18 protein-coding genes are annotated in these 18,396 nt (G+C 44.0%); 2 read left to right on the top strand and 16 right to left on the bottom strand.

Annotation, left to right across the window (positions count from 1 at the left end; translation table 11 throughout):
* Nucleotides 1–16: 16 nt before the first annotated feature.
* Both AB9H30_RS04945 and AB9H30_RS04940 read right to left on the bottom strand, forming a co-directional pair.
* Entirely contained in the window at nt 17–1,528 is a 1,512-nt protein-coding gene (locus AB9H30_RS04945) for a helix-turn-helix domain-containing protein (RefSeq protein ID WP_371193535.1), read from the bottom strand.
* A gap of 380 nt (nt 1,529–1,908) precedes the next feature.
* Nucleotides 1,909–2,472: an HAD family hydrolase gene (locus tag AB9H30_RS04940; RefSeq protein ID WP_371193534.1), complete on the bottom strand. Its 564-nt coding sequence runs from the start codon at nt 2,470–2,472 to the stop codon at nt 1,909–1,911.
* Between the two features lie 133 nt (nt 2,473–2,605).
* On the opposite strand from AB9H30_RS04940, the gene AB9H30_RS04935 reads away from it, so the two are divergent.
* Together AB9H30_RS04935 and AB9H30_RS04930 are read left to right on the top strand one after the other, a co-directional pair.
* Nucleotides 2,606–2,890: a YebG family protein gene (locus AB9H30_RS04935; RefSeq protein ID WP_371193533.1), complete on the top strand. Its 285-nt coding sequence runs from the start codon at nt 2,606–2,608 to the stop codon at nt 2,888–2,890.
* A 41-nt stretch (nt 2,891–2,931) separates the two neighbouring features.
* On the top strand, nt 2,932–3,696 hold the full coding sequence (locus AB9H30_RS04930; protein ID WP_371193532.1) for an MBL fold metallo-hydrolase: 765 nt from the start codon (nt 2,932–2,934) through the stop codon (nt 3,694–3,696).
* Here the strand turns inward: AB9H30_RS04930 and tldD are convergent.
* The 14 genes from tldD to AB9H30_RS04860 form a co-directional block, all read right to left on the bottom strand.
* Nucleotides 3,693–5,138 carry a metalloprotease TldD gene (gene tldD, locus AB9H30_RS04925; RefSeq protein WP_371193531.1) on the bottom strand — a complete coding sequence of 482 codons (1,446 nt, stop codon included), beginning with the start codon at nt 5,136–5,138 and terminating at the stop codon, nt 3,693–3,695. The genes AB9H30_RS04930 and tldD overlap by 4 nt on opposite strands.
* A complete protein-coding gene (locus AB9H30_RS04920) occupies nt 5,131–5,955 on the bottom strand; it encodes a carbon-nitrogen hydrolase family protein (protein ID WP_371193530.1) in 825 nt (274 codons plus the stop codon). Before AB9H30_RS04920 ends, tldD begins: the two co-directional genes overlap by 8 nt.
* On the bottom strand, nt 5,948–9,811 hold the full coding sequence (locus AB9H30_RS04915) for a YhdP family protein (RefSeq protein WP_371193529.1): 3,864 nt from the start codon (nt 9,809–9,811) through the stop codon (nt 5,948–5,950). The genes AB9H30_RS04920 and AB9H30_RS04915 overlap by 8 nt, the downstream gene beginning before the upstream one ends.
* Complete coding sequence (rng, locus tag AB9H30_RS04910; RefSeq protein ID WP_371193748.1) at nt 9,808–11,274, bottom strand: ribonuclease G; 1,467 nt, start codon at nt 11,272–11,274, stop codon at nt 9,808–9,810. Before rng ends, AB9H30_RS04915 begins: the two co-directional genes overlap by 4 nt.
* Nucleotides 11,275–11,279: 5 nt before the next feature.
* Nucleotides 11,280–11,837, bottom strand: coding sequence for a nucleoside triphosphate pyrophosphatase (locus AB9H30_RS04905; RefSeq protein ID WP_371193528.1), 558 nt, complete (start codon nt 11,835–11,837; stop codon nt 11,280–11,282).
* Nucleotides 11,838–11,842: 5 nt separating this feature from the next.
* Entirely contained in the window at nt 11,843–12,319 is a 477-nt protein-coding gene (mreD, locus tag AB9H30_RS04900) for a rod shape-determining protein MreD (RefSeq protein WP_371193527.1), read from the bottom strand.
* Entirely contained in the window at nt 12,316–13,197 is an 882-nt protein-coding gene (gene mreC, locus AB9H30_RS04895) for a rod shape-determining protein MreC (protein ID WP_371193526.1), read from the bottom strand. The genes mreD and mreC overlap by 4 nt, the downstream gene beginning before the upstream one ends.
* A 27-nt stretch (nt 13,198–13,224) precedes the next feature.
* Nucleotides 13,225–14,268, bottom strand: coding sequence for a rod shape-determining protein (locus AB9H30_RS04890; protein ID WP_371193525.1), 1,044 nt, complete (start codon nt 14,266–14,268; stop codon nt 13,225–13,227).
* 463 nt (nt 14,269–14,731) lie between these two features.
* Nucleotides 14,732–15,178 (bottom strand): type II secretory pathway component, encoded by a 447-nt coding sequence (locus tag AB9H30_RS04885; protein WP_371193524.1) that lies wholly within the window; start codon nt 15,176–15,178, stop codon nt 14,732–14,734.
* Nucleotides 15,168–16,055 carry a prepilin-type N-terminal cleavage/methylation domain-containing protein gene (locus tag AB9H30_RS04880; RefSeq protein ID WP_371193523.1) on the bottom strand — a complete coding sequence of 296 codons (888 nt, stop codon included), beginning with the start codon at nt 16,053–16,055 and terminating at the stop codon, nt 15,168–15,170. Before AB9H30_RS04880 ends, AB9H30_RS04885 begins: the two co-directional genes overlap by 11 nt.
* Entirely contained in the window at nt 16,055–16,645 is a 591-nt protein-coding gene (locus AB9H30_RS04875; RefSeq protein ID WP_371193522.1) for a prepilin-type N-terminal cleavage/methylation domain-containing protein, read from the bottom strand. Before AB9H30_RS04875 ends, AB9H30_RS04880 begins: the two co-directional genes overlap by 1 nt.
* Nucleotides 16,635–17,192, bottom strand: a complete 558-nt coding sequence (locus AB9H30_RS04870; protein WP_371193521.1) for a type II secretion system protein — start codon at nt 17,190–17,192, stop codon at nt 16,635–16,637. The genes AB9H30_RS04875 and AB9H30_RS04870 overlap by 11 nt, the downstream gene beginning before the upstream one ends.
* Nucleotides 17,193–17,223: 31 nt before the next feature.
* Complete coding sequence (locus AB9H30_RS04865; RefSeq protein WP_371193520.1) at nt 17,224–17,745, bottom strand: prepilin-type N-terminal cleavage/methylation domain-containing protein; 522 nt, start codon at nt 17,743–17,745, stop codon at nt 17,224–17,226.
* Between the two features lie 41 nt (nt 17,746–17,786).
* On the bottom strand, nt 17,787–18,392 hold the full coding sequence (locus AB9H30_RS04860; protein ID WP_371193519.1) for a type IV pilin protein: 606 nt from the start codon (nt 18,390–18,392) through the stop codon (nt 17,787–17,789).
* Nucleotides 18,393–18,396 lie beyond the last annotated feature (4 nt).

The raw sequence follows: 18,396 nt of genomic DNA, 5'->3' as shown, positions 1-18,396 counted from the left end.
GTCATTTATGATTTTATTAACATGCCTTGGATAACATCGAGGGCGGATAACCAAACTCCTCTTTAAAGCACTGACCAAAATATGACGTTGAGTTAAAACCAACATCAAAGCTTACTTCAGTAATCAGCTTGCCTATCAGTAATTGCTTTCGCCCTTCCTTCAATCTGTGCTTGCGTAAATATTGACCGAAAGTCATGTCAAAGTGCGCTGTCATTCGCCTTTGTAAGGTTTTTTCACTGATGTGTAGAGCCGAGGAGGCCTCAAATCGATTAAACGCTTCTCGTTGGTAATTATGTGTAATTACTTTTTTAAATGCAGAAATGAACTCATTTTGCTCTGCTAGTGTTTCAGTCGCCTTATCGCCTATAGTATAGGCAACACACGCTTCTTTAACTTCATTTTCAAACACGGTTTGATTCCGCACTATATTGTTTAGCACCGTCTTTAATTCGTCTTGGTCTAAAGGCTTTTCAATAATCGCACTAACACCGCTGGCGTACATTTTAACTCTTTCAGCTTGATCTAATGCCATCGTTACCATAACAAAAGGTACCTGCGACATAGCAGAGCTCCCTCGTAAAAACTGACAGAACTGAATACCTAGCGCATGCTGCCAACTAAAGTCAGCCACAACAATGTCAGGCTTAATTTCAAATAATGCAGACAAAGCTCTATCAAATGAAGCATAGCAGTAAACTGAGTATTGATTTTGAAGGTGTCTGTACAAAGTGTCGTTCATCAAAGAGTGCTTTGTGATCACCAACACTTTCTTACGGCTATCGCAGGCCGGCTGAACCGATGTTTCAGGTTTCTTGTAGCGAAGATACTGCGGCCGCGATATTAGTTCTGCAGCTGGAAGCAAAAGGCGTACATGTGTGCCCATATTAATTGCACTTCTCATAACTAGTTTTCCGCCTAGCTGGGCTGCTTGTACCGCAATTGTTTTGATGTCTATGCGTATTTCAGCATCTGAAAGCCGACGGCTGCGGTTTACTTGAATCGCTTTACTTTTGGCAAAAGCATCATTGAGAACACCCGCGGGTATGCCGACGCCATCGTCTTTGATTTCAAAAACTACGTGGCTTTTAGTAAAGCTGCACGTGAAATGAATATCAGTGTGAGCAGGGTTATGTTTGATTGCATTTAAGAGCAGCTCCCTTAACATTTTCTCAGCAACACCGTTCCTTATATTGATATAACCATGAGCTTTTTCAAACACACTAATATTGATGTTTTCTGTTTCAGCATAGTCTTTGATAGCAGGCAATAAATCGTGCAAAACTTGCTCTGAAGCAAGCGCTTTTTGAATACCCTCAGACACACCTTGTGAGCTACCGATACTATTGCTTGGGGTTGCAGAATCAATAGCAAAATGCGTACTTTGTTGAAGCTCGTTTGATAGTGCCCGTAAAACCTGAAGGTTATCTCTTAGTGGTGTTTGATAAAGCGATGGGTATCGCTTTTTGTCCTTTACAACATATTGTGAGTGAACCATGTTTTCAATAACACCGCTTAAAGCCTCTGCCACATGGGCCGTACTTTTACGAGGTTTTATTTGGCGTCTTTGTACATATTTTTGAGAGGAGTGTTCAGTAACTCCGTGAACCCGCGATAACATTTTTCTGATATATAGACAGCAGGGTCCGAACAATATTATCGCTATCCCTATCAATAAATCCTTTATAGATATCACCTTTGTCGAGAGCATTTCGCTCGACAAGACCACGTGTACAGCATCCATTGCTTATTTCCCTCATTTTGTATCTTATAGTTGTATAGCTTTTACCTTTGTATTTAACACTGATTCCGAGTGGAAATTAAGCTGTGCAAATTTTCATCGCAAATCGATTTTTTCTGATGTTACTTAAAATTTTCTTAAACTATTATCAACAATAAAAATTTCGGCCTTTAATATTTAGGTACAAACGACAGATTGTCTGCATACTGTTTATTTTTTGAACTTCCTTTATAGAGCCAAGCTTGCATATTGGCGTTGTGAGCAGCTTCAATGTCATAAATATAATCACCAATATAGGCAACTTTTTGACACGGTAGTTGCCATCCCTCAGCGATCTTTAATAAGCCTTCAGGATGAGGCTTGGGGCGAGCATCTTCACGAGTAATAAGCAAATTGATGGGAATATTGTTGTTGCGTATTTTGATTTCACTCGCCTCTCTGCAGTTGCGGGTCACAATAGCCAGTGGGATCCCCAGTTGCTGAGCGTTTAAAATGAAATCTAAAGCGCCGGTGATTAACTCTGAAGTATGAGCATCCTCTAGCTCATGCCTCAAGACAGTTTGCCGAGCGTTCTCTTGCTCATCACAACTTTCAATTTGCTCAATATAAGTCAATATATCCATTGCCTCATCGCAGCCAATTTCTTGCTTCATCTGTTTGAAATCTAGATTTGCATGAACCAGCGTGTCGTCCAAATCAAAAATGATGCCCGCTACTTTAGTAAAACAAAACACTACATACCGCCTATACAAAAACTATCCACGCTGACTTATAGTGTTAATTCTAACATTTAGACCACGAGACTGTTTATTTGTACAGTGCATGGGAGTATAGTATAGGTCTATTTTATGTAACGAGGAGTTCCACATGGCCGTTATCACGCAATACGTGGTTCAACATAAAGGAGTCGATAAGTTGGTAACCACTGATAAAAAAGAAGCTGACCAATACGACAAAATGTTGGAGATAGCAGATAATCTAAGTCATTACATTAAGCAAAAAGGGGTGGAGTTGGACGAGGCGGTTGCCGAAGAACTGTCCATCTTACTTGCTAAAAATAAAGAATCTGTCGGTAAACTGCTTCGCGGTACACAAGCAGATAATATACTTGAAGCTGAAAAAGCCGACGTGGTCGCAATTAAAAAGGCATAAAGCGCTGGTAGGATGAGTTAAATCTGTCTTATAATCAAGGCATGCATATACATCAACTACGTGGCTACATTCAAAATATATTCTTAATTGAATACCCCCACGGTTGTCTCTTACTTGATGGGGCGTGCAAGGCTGACTTTACGGTAATTGCTGATTATTTTAAGCACACATTGCAACGTCCTCTCAGCGATCTAAAAGTCGTTTTAGTTACACATATGCATCCAGATCATGCTGGGTGCGCGCATTATTTACGTAAAAAATCTGGATGTCAGATTATTAGCGGCGTATTTAATAAGCAGTGGTATGCTGGCATCGGCGGTAAAGTATCCCATTTAACTGATATATTTTTAGCGCATTGGGTGGCCAGTAAATTAGGTAGAAAACGGAGTTTTATATGGTATCCGCCTAATCTACATCCAGATTTGATGTTAGCTGATGGTGAGGCGGTACCGGGTTTTAGTGATTGGCAAGTGCTATATACACCTGGTCACACAAGTATGGATATTTCCGTAGTAAACCATGAACATAAGTGCTGCTATGTTGCCGACTTAGTCGTAAAAGTAAGAGGGCAACTTCAATCTCCTTACCCAGTAAATCATCCTAAGGACTATAAAGCGTCATTGAAGCGGCTGAATGATTTAAATGGATACACAATTATGATGGCCCATGTTCCAAGCCAGCAAATATCCAAAGACGAAATAACAGAGTTGGTCTCCAGAGCACCAAACAAACCTCAAAATGTCCAACAAACCATTTTTCATTTAGCAAGAAGGTTGGCTCGCTTCAAAAGCCAATCAGAAGCTTAAGCAGTTCCACCTACTGTCATTTCGTCAATTTTTAGGGTTGGCTGACCTACGCCAACCGGAACTGACTGACCGTCTTTCCCGCACACACCAACACCAGCATCTAGGGCTAAATCGTTGCCGATCATCGAGATTTTTTGCATGGCTTCAGGTCCATTACCAATCAGTGTAGCGCCTTTAATGGGTTGCGTTATTTTACCGTTTTCAATCAAGTATGCTTCTGAAGTCGAAAAAACAAATTTACCGGAGGTAATATCCACTTGCCCGCCACCAAAGTTAGGGGCAAATATGCCTTTTTTTACTGAGCCGATAATCTCTTCAGCGCTATGCTCTTTGCCCAACATATAGGTGTTTGTCATACGCGGCATGGGTAAATGCGCGTAGGATTCTCTGCGACCATTGCCGGTTACTGGCACACCCATTAAACCTGCGTTCATCTTGTCTTGCATGTAACCACAAAGAATTCCATCGTCAATCAACACATTATATTGAGTAGGCGTTCCTTCATCATCAACTGAAAGTGAGCCGCGGCGATCTGCAAGCGTACCGTCGTCAACTACAGTTACGCCTTTTGAAGCGACTTGTTCACCCATTCTGCCGCTAAAAGTAGAAGCACCTTTGCGATTAAAATCGCCCTCTAAACCATGACCGACCGCTTCATGCAAGAGTACACCAGGCCAGCCGCTGCCTAACACTACCGGCATCGCGCCAGCGGGCGCTGGAACCGCCTCTAAGTTCACTCTTGCCATATGCAATGCTTCATTGGCAAGCTGTTCATATCTTGGGATCCCACTTTCAGTTTGCGCGCTGAAAAATTCGTAGGTTCTTCGCCCACCGCAGCCTGAAGCTCCGCGCTCTCTTTTACCGTCTTTTTCTAACAGGACGCTGCAGTTTAGTCTTATCAAGGGACGAACATCCGTAGCAAAGGTACCATCTGTAGCTGCCACTAGTATCTCTTCATACACCCCTGTCAGACTTACCACAACCTGACTAACGCTCGGCTCTTGTCTACGGACATATTCATCCACTAAGCGTAATAACGCGATTTTTTCATCATCAGTCATTGCTAATAAGGGATTAGTTTCGGTATATAAGGCGGTACGTTGAGCTGCTGCTAGGGGCGCAACTCTCAGGCTTCCATTGGCCGGGGCGATGCTGCGCGCAGCATTACAAGCTTTTAGCAAGGCATCAGCATTTATCTCATCAGAATATGCAAAGCCAGTTTTTTCATGATTGATTGCCCTAACACCCACACCACGCTCTATATTATAACTACCATCTTTGATAATGCCGTCTTCTAATACCCAACTTTCATGCTGGCTCGATTGAAAATACATATCAGCAAAGGTATTTTGATGATGCAAAATTTTCTCTAAATAAGCAAAAACTTGAGCTTGGTCTAATCCAGATTGATGCAGTAAATGTTCGACAACGGAATTATTCAAATTTATATCTCTCTCGTTTATGTGACTGCATGGGCATGCGTTTTCGGATACTTAATTGGCGCGCAGAGTCAACCCTTGCAGAGGCCCACCCTTCTTCGTTTTCAATGACAGACAACAACTCTCCCCAGGGAGAGTAAATACATGAATGCCCGAAAGTCTCGCGACCATCTTGATGGGTGCCAACCTGATTGGCTGCTACTATGTAGCACTGCAGTTCAATACTGCGAGCCTTTAACAATGCGTGCCAATGAGCTTGACCGGTAGCTTTAGTAAATGCGCTGGGTATCACCACAATATTCATTGGCATCATAGCATCAAACATCGTTGCAAAACGAAGGTCGTAACAAATGGCTTGGCCTACCTTGCCCCAAGGGCTATCAAAAGTCGCAATATGCTCGCCGCGCTGCGTAAATTTTGATTCAAGGTAGGACTGCGTCTTATCCTGTACCTCTACATCAAACAAATGAATTTTGTTATATGCACTAATTAATTTACCTGCTGGAGAAAATACTAAGCTAGCCGCATAATAATGAGCCGAATCATTGCTTTTTATGGGCATTGTTCCGCCCACCAAGTACACATTATGCTTTTGCGCCATATTCGCTAAGCGAGCCTGAATAGGGCCTTGTCCCATATTTTCTGCATTTTCTAATATTGTTGCTCCACAGCAAGCAAATTGAATCGCACATTCTGGCAATACAGCCAATGCAGGTGAATTTGGCTTGGGTCTCGCATGGCCGAGCAGACTGTCTAACTTCTCTAGGTTTTCTGCTATCGAGGGACTGCCGTTGATTTGAATAGCAATAAGATCACTCACTATTGGACTCCAAAGGCAATAAGTCATCAACGGTTGGCGGCAAAAACTCTAGCGGTTCTTTTTCTTCAAACAAGTCTCGACGGGTGGGTAATTCAACCTCCGTGCTCTGCCTGCCAGTTTCGATAAGCACTGGATCATCTATTGTGCCGGAAACTGAGTAATTTACATTTGAAATAACTTTGGCAGAAGTTAGCACTTGGTCTATTGCTAGAGCGGCTAAAGCTGAAGGTGGGCTCACGGTAAAAAAGTACACCAAGACAGGTAAATTACCCGTTACGTTAGGCGTAAAGCTCACATTATAATTTAACTCTTTTGACACTAAGTCAGTGTAACCATAAATTTCAATATCTCCTGCAGCGCCGTCAATAGCGGTATCCCGAGTATCGGCTTTACCATCGGTAATTTGAATACTGCCTTTCATATCGTCATAAAAAAAGCCTTTTGCAAACACATCTCTGAAATCTAATGACAACTTTCGAACCAATGAGTTTAAACTCAACAAAGTAAATATACGCGAGCCTTTATCGCTGACCTCGGTTAAGTATCCGTCAGTGAGACTCCATTCGATTTGACCGTCAAGTTGCTCAAAACCAAAATCCATCGGCGAGTCTTTCCATGTGAGCGCAAAGTCTATGTTAGCCTCGGAGTCTTTAACGCCTGAATCAAGACCAAAATTACTCAATAGTCGGCCAAAGTCATCGCTTAATAAATCCCCCGCTATAAAGGTATAATGGTCGCTATGCCGCTGGTACCACTGTCCTAACGCATTAATAGTGCCATTTTCTGATTCTATAAGTAATCGGGTTATTTCTAGACCGTCATTATTCGGCTCAGCCTCCAGTGTCACCCTTCCCAAATCAATGTTCGCAATCTCACAAGCGGCGCAGTTAAATTTGATATTCGGCATCGTTTTAGGGTCAATTTCACGTTCTGCCTGAGTAGCAGCGACACTAAAATCAATGTCGTTGAGCTTGATATAGTCAGCATCAATGCGAACTCCTTTTGACACCCAGTCGCTGCTAATATCGGCAGTGCCTCGCATTTGATCAGCATCAATTTCTAACAGCCAATCACGATCTAGGCGTTTTGCCGTAACATTTACATCGGTAATGCGTGTGCCCGCAAGCAGCAGTTGGTCGGCCTGTGCAAATATTCGCTCCGGTGACGATAAAATAGAACGCTCCGACTGTTGCAGACCGCCGACCAAGGCAGCCACGCTTGCCACCCATTTCTCGGTATCGATAAAAGGTAGGTTAGCACTAATGCTAAAGCCTACGCCCATACCAACAAAATCAGTTTGTCCCAATGCTAAATGCGCGCGGCTAAATTGCCTTTCTTTATGCGGCAAAATGCCCTCAAACCTTACATCCCGATCAAGCTGAAGTGTAATTTCAGAAGCAATATTATTACCGCTTGCGTTAATAGATAGAGGCAAAGCTTGCTCACTTTGTTTTTGCAATGGCGCTGGTAATTGCGAAGACACTTTATCAAGGGTGCTTTGCAATTCTGCGGTGTAGGTATAGTCTTTGTCCTGCAACATTACATCTAGATCAAGTATCCAATCAGCCTCGCCCGCAAGGTAGCGGTCTAACTCAGGCGCATATCGCCCAATAAGGTTGTCGACTAGCCAACTGCCCTGAATACCAATATCTAACTGATAACTCAAGTTCTCTCTTTGGCCAAGCAAATCAATACTAACCGCCTGCTCAAGTAAGCTTGCCTCGAGCCCCGCAATGTTAAGTCTGTCATTGTCAAAATTAATAACCCCCTTAGCTCGTTGAAAGTCGATACCTAAGGCAGTAATACGTACGTCACTTTCGATAAGGGTTGCTGTACCTACTGCTCGCGTATTACTTGGGTCAGACAATGGTATGTATAAGTTTAAATTAGTGTTCACAGGGCCGGTAACGACAACATCTTGTGACAAAACTCTACCCAATGTTTCGCTAAGGCTACTTTGTTGCATTAATTGCGCCACCGCTTCCCCGTCACTTTTGCCATCGGCTAAGATTGTCAAGGTCGCGTTATTCGAGAGGCTAGGTATTTCAGCATGAAGATTGCTCAGCTCTACGCCAGCGAGTTGCCCAGTATCGGCGCGCATTAACAAACTTTGATTTTCAAATAACAGATCAATGTTAAGTCTATTCAAAGCCGGCCAGCGATCGGAGAAATCAAAGTCAGCATCTGCTATTTTAACCGATGCTTGAAACGTCCCAGATTGATCATCAAAGGGGAAATCAGAGGCTTTGCCATGCCATAAAACATGAGCGTCAGTGACCTCTCCCTCACCCACAAATGCATTGCTCAGGTAAGTTTTGGCATCGCTACTCATGTAATTATTGGGCAAAAGACTGGGAATTTTTGATAAGGGAAACTTTTGCACCTCAGTAAGAATCGACAATACTTGATTTGCACTACTATAACTTATGCTCGGATTTAATATTAATCCATCAATCTGAACATCTGACACTAGGCTTGAAACTGACCAAGCGTCATTGACGTTCATGAATTGCAAGCGCATATCGAGCTTGTCCATTCTCAAGTTTCGCTCAAACAGTGCGTTGCTTTGGAGTTCGGCATTTTCGCCATGCAGCCTGAATACCCCATTTTTACCAGACCAATAAATATCCAGACGAAGTTCATCAATACCAGGAGTGTTCTCGTGCGCTAGCCAAGCAAGCCTATTATTTTGAGAAACAATTCGCAGACCATCTGTATTAGCCTTTACATAAACTGATGCAAGTTCAATATTTGGCTGCATTGCCGCAATTTTTAATGAGGCCTCATCGTCCAGCAGAGCACTTAAGGGTAACAGGCTATCTAAATTGAGCGGCTCTTCATTATGTAACTCGAGTCCTTGCCCCTCTGAAAATCGTCCTTTCCAATTGCTAATAATCGAATTTTCGTTAGTGCTTATGGCTAAGTTATTGATGACAAAAGCCCAGCTCTGTGAAGCGCCATTTTGCACACTTGGCGTACCTGCAAATTCAGCACTAATCTCAGTTTCAATGCGTTTAGACGCAGTGGTAGTCCAATCAAACTGACTGGGCAAAAGCTGCGCTCTGATATCAGTAAACTTACCTTGAGCAATATCTGCCCATACCGCAAAATTACCTTTGCTAGTTACTAGGTCACTATCAAGCGCGGTAAACTCGTCAATCCAAGGAGAGATATCAAGGTCCCTGCCCTTCGCGTATAGCGTTCCATTGTAGCTATCAACGTTACCCTGCAGATCCAGGACAAAAGAGGCTGTATTTGACGCAAAACCTTCTAAGGTTAGCTCACCTAAACCTTGATGGCGATTACCCCTGTTTAGCCATGATAATTGGCGAATGCGAATCGTGTTTTGATTGTCATTGTTGAGCAGGGTCAATTCACTGCTGCTTACCGAAAAGTTGCTAAGTTGTTCTAAAAAGATAGTTTCTAATGCAGTTACAATTGGAAAATCAGTGGCACCACTCTCGATCCTTTGAACATCTAAGGTAATATGCAAATCCGATAGTGAAACATTGCGGGATTGCAATTTACCGCTGAATACAGACGACCAAAATTCCACGGCTAGATATACATCGCCAACTTTCAGTGAAATTGGAGACTGGTCTCCCTGCCGCAAATGCACATCATTAAATTGTAGACTTGGGCCTGTTGATTTCCAGTCAGCAGAGACTGATCCAATGGATAAGTCGATGCCATATTCAGTGAGCACATATCCTTCGATGACGTGTTTACGATCATCGAGCATCGGCAAAGAGTAGCGCAAGAAACTGATAAATAGTGCAACGATCACCAACAAGACCGCTACTGCGGTCCAAAGTTTTCGAATACCTAATGCAATTACATTACTTGCTTTGCTCACATCATTACCACGTCAAACTTATCTTGATGATAAAGATGTTCAGTATGCACTTTAATTTGTTTACCGACAAAGGCCTCTAGCTCCGCTAATATATGTGATTCTTCTCCAAGTAGAGCCTCGGCGACTGGCACCGACGCATAGACGACAAATTTGTCTGCGTTGTATGCTCTATTTACTCTCACTACTTCTCGGGTTATCTCAAAACAGATGGTTTCGATGGTTTTTATCGTGCCTCTGCCCTGACACGCAGGACACTCACCGCATAGCTGATGCTCTAGCGACTCTCGAGTGCGCTTTCGCGTCATTTCTATGAGCCCTAACTGCGTAAAACCATAAATACTCGACTTAGCTCTGTCTTTACTCATCGCTTGTTCTAATGAATGTAGGACTCGCCGCTGATGGTCTGGTTCCATCATATCGATAAAATCAATCAGTATCATCCCGCCTAAATTGCGCAAGCGCAACTGCCTGGCAATCGCTAAAGTCGCTTCATTGTTGGTGTTGAATATGGTTTCTTCTAAGTTTCGGTGGCCCACAAAGGCACCAGTATTGATATCAATGGTGGTCATTGCTTCGGTTTGGTCAATAATGATGTAGCCGCCAGATTTTAAATCAACTCGTCTACCAAGTGCTCTCTGCAACTCATTTTCTACATCATACAAGTCAAAAATTGGTTGCTCACCTTGATAATACTCGAGCTTATTACTAAGTTCTGGCACATATTCTTTGGTAAAAGCTTTCAACTCTTTATAGGTCAGATTAGAGTCTATTCTAATGCGTTCAATGCCGGTACTTACGAAATCCCGCAAGACCCGCCTGGCAACAGGTAAGTCTTCATATAGAATGTTGATTTTATTAGACGATTTTCGAGACACAATTTTCGTCCATAAACGCCTTAAAAACTCCGCATCTTGTCGCAATTCTTTACCGTTGACTCCTTCGGCAGCGGTTCTTAAAATAAACCCACCATGTTCGTCACATAAGTCAGCAACTAAAGATTTAAGGCGAACTCGCTCCGCATCATCTTCAATTTTTTGGGACACGCCTACGTGAGTGACACTGGGCATAAACACCAAATACCTAGACGGTAAAGTGATGTCAGTACTCAGTCGCGCGCCTTTGGTGCCCAATGGATCTTTAACCACCTGCACCATGATGTGCTGACCCTCACGAACAAGCTCTCTAATATCTTTACGCTCGAGCTGATTGGCATTGACCTCGTCTTTTAGCTCGTCGTTGACGGCAATATCAGAAGCGTGTAAAAAAGCCGCTTTCTCAAGTCCAATATCCACAAAAGCCGCCTGCATCCCAGGCAACACTCTAATCACTTTTGCATGATAAATATTGCCGACAATACCTTTTTTGGTATGGCGCTCAATATGTACTTCCTGCAGAATTCCATTTTCAATAAGCGCAACTCTTGACTCAGAGGGCGTGACATTTATCAAAAGCTCGGCACTTATATCCATTAGCGAAAGGTCTCCAACATTTGTTTTGTTTCGTAAAGGGGAAGGCCTACTATCGCGCTATAGCTACCGCTAATATGTGTAACAAACTGCTCTCCCAAACCTTGAATAGCGTAACCACCCGCTTTATCTTGGGGCTCTCCACTATGCCAATAAGCCAATGCCTCTGCCTCGGTAATGCGTGCAAAACTCACATCGCTTGTGACAATGCGACAAAGTTGTTGCCTGCTACTCATTATGGCTACCGCTGTGTGTACCTTGTGACTGCGATTTGAAAGTCTGCTCATCATGGTCATAAAATCATCCTGATCTTTTGGCTTGCCTAAAATCCATTCTTCACATGCGATTAAGGTGTCTGAGCCCAACACAACAGCATTCGGATGTTTATTAAAAACATATTGTGCTTTTTGCTGCGCTAAGCGCATTACAAGTGCTTCTGGACTTTCATTCACCAGCGGCGTCTCATCGATATCTGCCGCGAGCACATCAAACTCTGAGCAAATACGCTTAAACAATTCGCTGCGACGAGGTGAGGCTGAAGCTAAGATAATCGTTTGCATGGCAACTACGAGACGCCAAGCTTGCGCCGGAATTTACGCAACAACCAAAATAACCAAGGCCACAACAGCAAGGATGTGACGCTAGGCCATAAAAACTCAATTCTAAATTCAATACTGGTTAACCAAAACTGCAGCCAATAGATTAATAAGTGATAAACAAAAGACAGCGAGCCGATCGTCAATGCCAGTTGCAATATCGACTGGTTACGCATCCGTTGATAATTTGTGGCAACAATAAAAATTGGGATCGCTAGAGCGAAACTATGCACTCCTAATGCCGTACCGTACAATAAATCAAGAATAATCCCTGTAAGCCCAGCAATACCAACATTCACACGGTTTGGCAACGCCATTGTCCAATAACACAAAATAAGTAACAACCAATCTGGACGATATATATCAGCCTGCGCTGGCATCGGAATGATTTGAAGAATCAATCCAATTAGAATGCTAGTGAAGATAAACGTTCGATTACTTTTCATTGTGAAGGCTCAAGGGAGGTATTGACCTCTACAGCAGATACCGCTTGGGCTGGCGCAGTTGACTGCGGCCACAGCAACAGTAAGTATTTTATTCGATCTAATTTTGCTGAGGGTATGGCTTTGACTTGCGCAAAAGGTTGGCCTTCGTCTCTGACAATGGAGCTGATGGTGCCTATCGGGTAGCCCTGTGGAAATACATTGCCAAGCCCAGATGAAATCAACATATCTCCCTCTTGAATATCTGTACTATGAGGCACATGTTCAAGAGAAAGTTCGTTTAAATCGCCAATACCTGATACCACGACGGTAACGTTATTACGGCTGACACGAGCTGGAATTGCATGGGTGACGTCTGATATTAACAGCACGCGACTATTGGTGGTGCCAACCTCTATGATCTGGCCAATGATGCCGTTTTCATCGAGTACCGATTGGCCGGTAAATACACCGTCAATCGCGCCTTTGTTAATCAATATCTGATGACTATATGGATTGTTGTCGACAGCCATTAGTTCGGCAATCATCTTATGCATTTCTGACTGCACCGGTGCGTCTAGCAAGGTTCGCAACTTTTCATTTTCTTGTTGTAAGACAACAAACCGCTGAAGTTGCTCATTCATCAGAGTCATTTGCGTAATAAGCTTTTCGTTTTCTTCAATTAAATTTTGCCTAGACGTCAGGCTAGAGGCGCTCCAACTAAGCAGCACACCGGGCATATTCGCAATATATTGTAAGGGGCTAACTAATGATGTTAGGTACGCTCGAAAAGTGGCCACACTTTCAACTTTTGTATCAGCAAACATGGCCAATATAGAAAAGCCCAACACAAATCCTAAGCGTGTAAAAAGTGATGGGCCTCTCGGGAAAACTTCATTCATGGTAAGGGAACAACTCCATGCTATCCCTTACTCATAGCTAAATAGATCGCCACCATGCAGATCGATCATATCAAAGGCTTTACCGCCTCCGCGAGCTACACAAGTAAGCGGATCATCTGCGATGACTACAGGTATACCTGTCTCTTCCATTAGCAAACGGTCCAAATCTTTGAGTAAAGCACCACCGCCTGTCAGCACCATTCCTCGTTCAGAAATATCAGAGGCTAGCTCAGGAGGCGATTGCTCTAATGCCACCATCACCGCACTTACAATACCCGAAAGCGGCTCTTGTAAGGCTTCTAAGATCTCGTTACTGTTTAACAAGAAACCTCTTGGAACACCCTCTGCTAAATTACGACCACGTACTTCAATTTCTCGTACTTCTTCACCCGGATAGGCAGCGCCAATCTCGTGCTTGATGCGCTCCGCAGTAGCTTCGCCAATCAATGACCCGAAGTTACGACGAATGTAATTAATAATAGCTTCGTCAAACTTATCGCCGCCAATTCTCACCGATGAAGAATAAACCACGCCGTTTAATGAAATAATGGCAACTTCTGTAGTACCGCCGCCTATATCTACCACCATCGAACCAGTCGCTTCCGATACCGGCAAACCAGACCCGATAGCAGCTGCCATTGGCTCATCAATTAAGTAAACTTCACGAGCTCCTGCACCAATTGCTGACTCTCGTATTGCTCTACGTTCTACTTGCGTTGAACCACAGGGCACGCAAACCAACACCCGAGGGCTCGGCCGTAAAAAGTTATTGTCGTGCACTTGTTTAATAAAGTGCTGGAGCATTTTTTCGGTTACGTAAAAATCGGCAATCACGCCGTCTTTCATTGGCCGAATTGCTTTGATGTTACCTGGCGTGCGGCCAAGCATACGTTTTGCCTCATGCCCCACTGCTGCAACACTTTTCGGACCGCCTGCACGCTCCTGACGGATCGCTACAACTGAGGGTTCATTTAATACAATGCCTTTATCTTTGACATAAATCAGCGTGTTTGCTGTGCCGAGGTCAATGGAAAGGTCGTTTGAAAACATACCTCGAAGCTTTTTGAACATGGAATGCCTATAATATTAGTGTGTGTTGAGTGCTTTTACCGACTGCTTTTTCAGGCATTGCACTGAGGGCTGACATAATCCTGTAACTTTACCAATGCCGCAGGCTTTGAGCAAGCATAGGGTTCGGTTTTTATCGCTAAAACGCCTTTCGACAATGGATTGCTTGCCCTTTTAGCGATAAAGTTCACAGGCAATCGTTGAGGATGGATTATTGCTAGTGTGAATATCAACAATGACGTCGCATTCGAATTACATATATTCGACGCAATTAGCCACTACAAAGATCCGAAACTAAGAAAGATGCAGTGGACTCCTGAACTACCAAACAGTATGACTGTTAAACATCCTAAATCGTTCAGATTGGATGACAAAACATTTACTTATACGGAATATCGATAGCGAATTCACTCGGCGCCCTAGACGTATTTCATATCGCCGACGCCCAAACGAATATGCAGCTCGCTTAGGGCAACTGCTCCTGCATGGCATCGACGTAAAGCGTGCGGCTCACAATACCGTCCCCAGTATCGCAAAAACCCGTGCTTGAATACTGATAATAGCGGTAGTCTGTGCTATTGAAGTTTATATCGCTGGATGAACAAGTCGCACTATATGTGCAGTTTCGAAAGCCTTCAATGGTTGCAAAACTAAGGCTGCTGTTTTCAGTTACTGAACATGCAATAGCTGCGCTGCCCGCCGGAAAGCTTGCGCGTATGAGCGACTCAATGCCCGCGTGCGCTGCCTGTTGTGCTCTAAGTCCGTAGACTTCATGCACCACACTTTTGCTTGATCCAGAAATAATGGTAATCATCGTGCCCGCTAGCAAAGTGAGTACAATTAGTACAAACAGCGCCATAACCAGCATGCTTCCACTTTGTTGGTATCCAAGTTTTCGTAGCTTAAGGGACATTTGGGATATGAACCTCTTTTAGAAAACTGATTTGCTCATCATCTCTTGTAAACAAGAATTTTGCCTGAGTGAAGGCATTTCGTCGCAAGGTGCTGTCAAATAAACGAAAAGGGTCTTGAGCGCCACTTGATGCTGTCGGATTGGCTGACAAGATATTGGTAATATTTTCAGCCATTAACACACCGCCACTGGTAAACAGTGGCTGTACCGCTGAGATGTTGCTTTGGTGCCGATATACTGCTGACCCGCGCACACAAAAACTCACCGCAGTATCTGCAATATAAATTCGCCTTGCCGGTGAATCAGTGAAAAAACCGCCTGCTAAGGTCAACTGCACCACAGCGTCGCTGTCAGTGTTAGTGGTACAATCGTTATCATCGTCACTGCAGCTAAGAATCGACCGCGTCCTAATGTCATTAGGCTCAGTCGGGTCAATAACGCCATACACATGGTCTGCTCGCAAAGGAAATACGATCGCCATATCATCGCTGTCGGGCACGTATGATTGCCCTTGCAGAGTATTGTTCAGCTCGATCACATCGGCCACTGCTGGACTTTCTCCAATCAAAGGAATATCTAGGTAAAAGGTATTCCAATTCAGTGGTACAAATTGCAAACAATGCACCGCTGCATTACCGCTGATACGCACCGAGTTAGGTACAGCATCATTTAACTCACGACTAAACCGCTCAACAAAAAAGCTTCCGTCTCGCAGCAAAGCCTCTCGTGATGTCATATCTAAATAGGCACTTGTTGCGCTTCGTACAAATCCAGAAATGCCGATGCCGACCACCCCTAAAATCACAATAACCAAAACTAATTCAACGAGTGTGAAGCCCCGCTGGATGTTTCGATTAACATAATCATAAGCGCGCATTAGTAATTATCTCTAAACATTGAAAATGCCATATTTTCGCCAGCAGGTGTCTGAATGACTATTTTCACGAGCTTTCGCGGGCCAACTAAGGTCCCGGAGTCTAGATTGTTGTCTTGATCGAGGTCGTCATCATTTATGCCATCAGCGTTACTGTCGTACATCACGCTAATCTGTGCACTGAAGCCCGCATAAACATCGACTCCTGCAAAGGTCGTAGCGCTACTTAAGGAACTAGCGATATCAGAGCCCTGCAGTAGCAAGCCATGATAATCATCCACATCATCGAAAGAACTCCTGCTCTCTCCACTATCAGGACCTAAGGCCGCACTCACCGTGCATGAGAGAGTAGTTCCGCACGCTCTGCTCGCGCCACCTACACCGGTATTTTCATCAAAGGCTTTGGCGCGTATTTCGCTGGTAAGAGATTGCGCTAAAGTCACCGCTCGCACCTGCCAAATCGGATCGATACCTTTACGCACCTGAGGCAAAAACACATTCGCTAGCGATACCATTGCAACCGCAAACACCAGCATACCAATCACCAATTCAATCAGCGTAAAGCCCTTATGCTGAACTAAGCTAGCACGCATGCACGTAGCCCTCGGAACTGACGCATAATTTTGCGCTATCACCACCGCTAAAGGTAAACTCGCAGCCACCGGCGCAACTGCCCGCACTGGTAAACGGCTGGCCAAGTGAATTAAAGGTGATCTGTGTAATGTTAAGCCCTGAATCTAGCGCCTCAAGATTAATGCCCTGTGCACTTAATTCGTTTGCGTCTGTTCGCAGGTAGCGCGGCACGCTGTAGTCAATAATCGTTGCACACGACTGCGTTTCATTACCTGCTTGAAAATTCTGAGTAGGTGGACCAAAGGCACTTGCATTGCCACTAACAAAGTTAATTTTATAACAGTAGTTGGGCCGAGTGTCATACATGGACTGAATTTGGATGGTTCGCATAGCAGTTTGTAGTCGCTGTTGAAGCGCATATTCTGCAAAGGTGTCGGTAGAAGAAAAGCGAGGGGCAGCCACAATTGCAACGGTGCCAAGCACAATAATCACCGTAATCAGCTCAACGAGGGAAAACCCTCGTTGTTGCTGTCGGAATGTGCGGTGTTGCGTCGATGCAAACTGCATATCTCACTTATTTTTGCTGGTATTAGTACGATTAACAGCCAGTACTAACGGTCGCAACCGTAGGTACACCGCCAACTGCTGGGGCATTGGTATAGCTCACATAGCAGTTATTTGTCGAAGCATCTTCACCCTCAAAGGTAATCCTAAATTCTGTTGCGGTTGCAGATGCTTTGTACAACGTAAGTTGGTTTGTATCCAAATCAACAAAGGTACCGATACCTGGCGTTGACGTAGAGCCGGAAACCGTTGTTCCGATTGCCGTGTAAGCAATGGCATCGGGATAACCGAAGTTCGTTTGTACTGCAGTGCCTGCAATCGTCACTTCTGAGCCTGTATCTGCCGCTGCTAACTTTTGGACGCCGCCAATAGCCGCCTTAGCAAACACTAATTGAGCAGACCCTTGCAATGCCCCTTTGACGCCGTTAAGCGTTTCGGTGCGTGCTTCAGACTGAATGTCTATAAATCTTGGTGCCGCAGTAACGGCCAAGATACCTAAAATTACGATGACAATGATTAATTCTATCAACGTAAAACCGCGTTGTTGTTTGTTCATGACTCTTCCTCTATTTAATATAAATGTGTGCACCTTATGCACTAGTTATTGCTAAATACTTGTATTTGGCCAATACGCGGGTCATAAACAAACCCATTGCCTATCGTTGTTGTTAACGGCTGCGCTTGACGATTCTTTACTGTTTGCATCAAATAATAATGACAAACATCGTTGTTTCCAAAACCTGCTCCTGCATTTACATTAGTGAAGTACATAAACTCTTCTGCCACATTCGGATCCCACTGCGAGGTTATCCTTGGAGCACTTTGCATAATGAGTGTAAAGACGCTCTCGCAGTCTGCTCTGCTAAGCGCATTGTCTTCCGTACTGCTATCATTATTCATCTGCCCGGTGGGATATCCTGTGTCGCCATCCACACCAATTGGAATACTCTCCAAAGTAACAAAGGTCTGGTTAGCCGCTTGATTAAATCTGGGTCGGCCATCAATTTCCCACTGCGCTCTGACCAAGCCAACACCGGTTGCAAATCCTCCGGCAACGCCTTCAACTGTGGCATCTTCAGCATCTTCGGTCACGTTTAAAAACCGCGGAATAGCGGTCGCTGCTAATAAACCTAAAATCACCACGACTATTACTAGTTCGATCAAGGTAAATCCGCTTTGTTTACTAAATTGTCTTGTTAACATGGTA

Source organism: Glaciecola sp. SC05 (assembly GCF_041380235.1).
In the GTDB taxonomy this organism is placed as follows: Bacteria; Pseudomonadota; Gammaproteobacteria; order Enterobacterales; family Alteromonadaceae; genus Glaciecola.
Note: the sequence above shows the minus strand (reverse complement) of the source record. Positions and strands in the feature narration are given on the sequence as shown.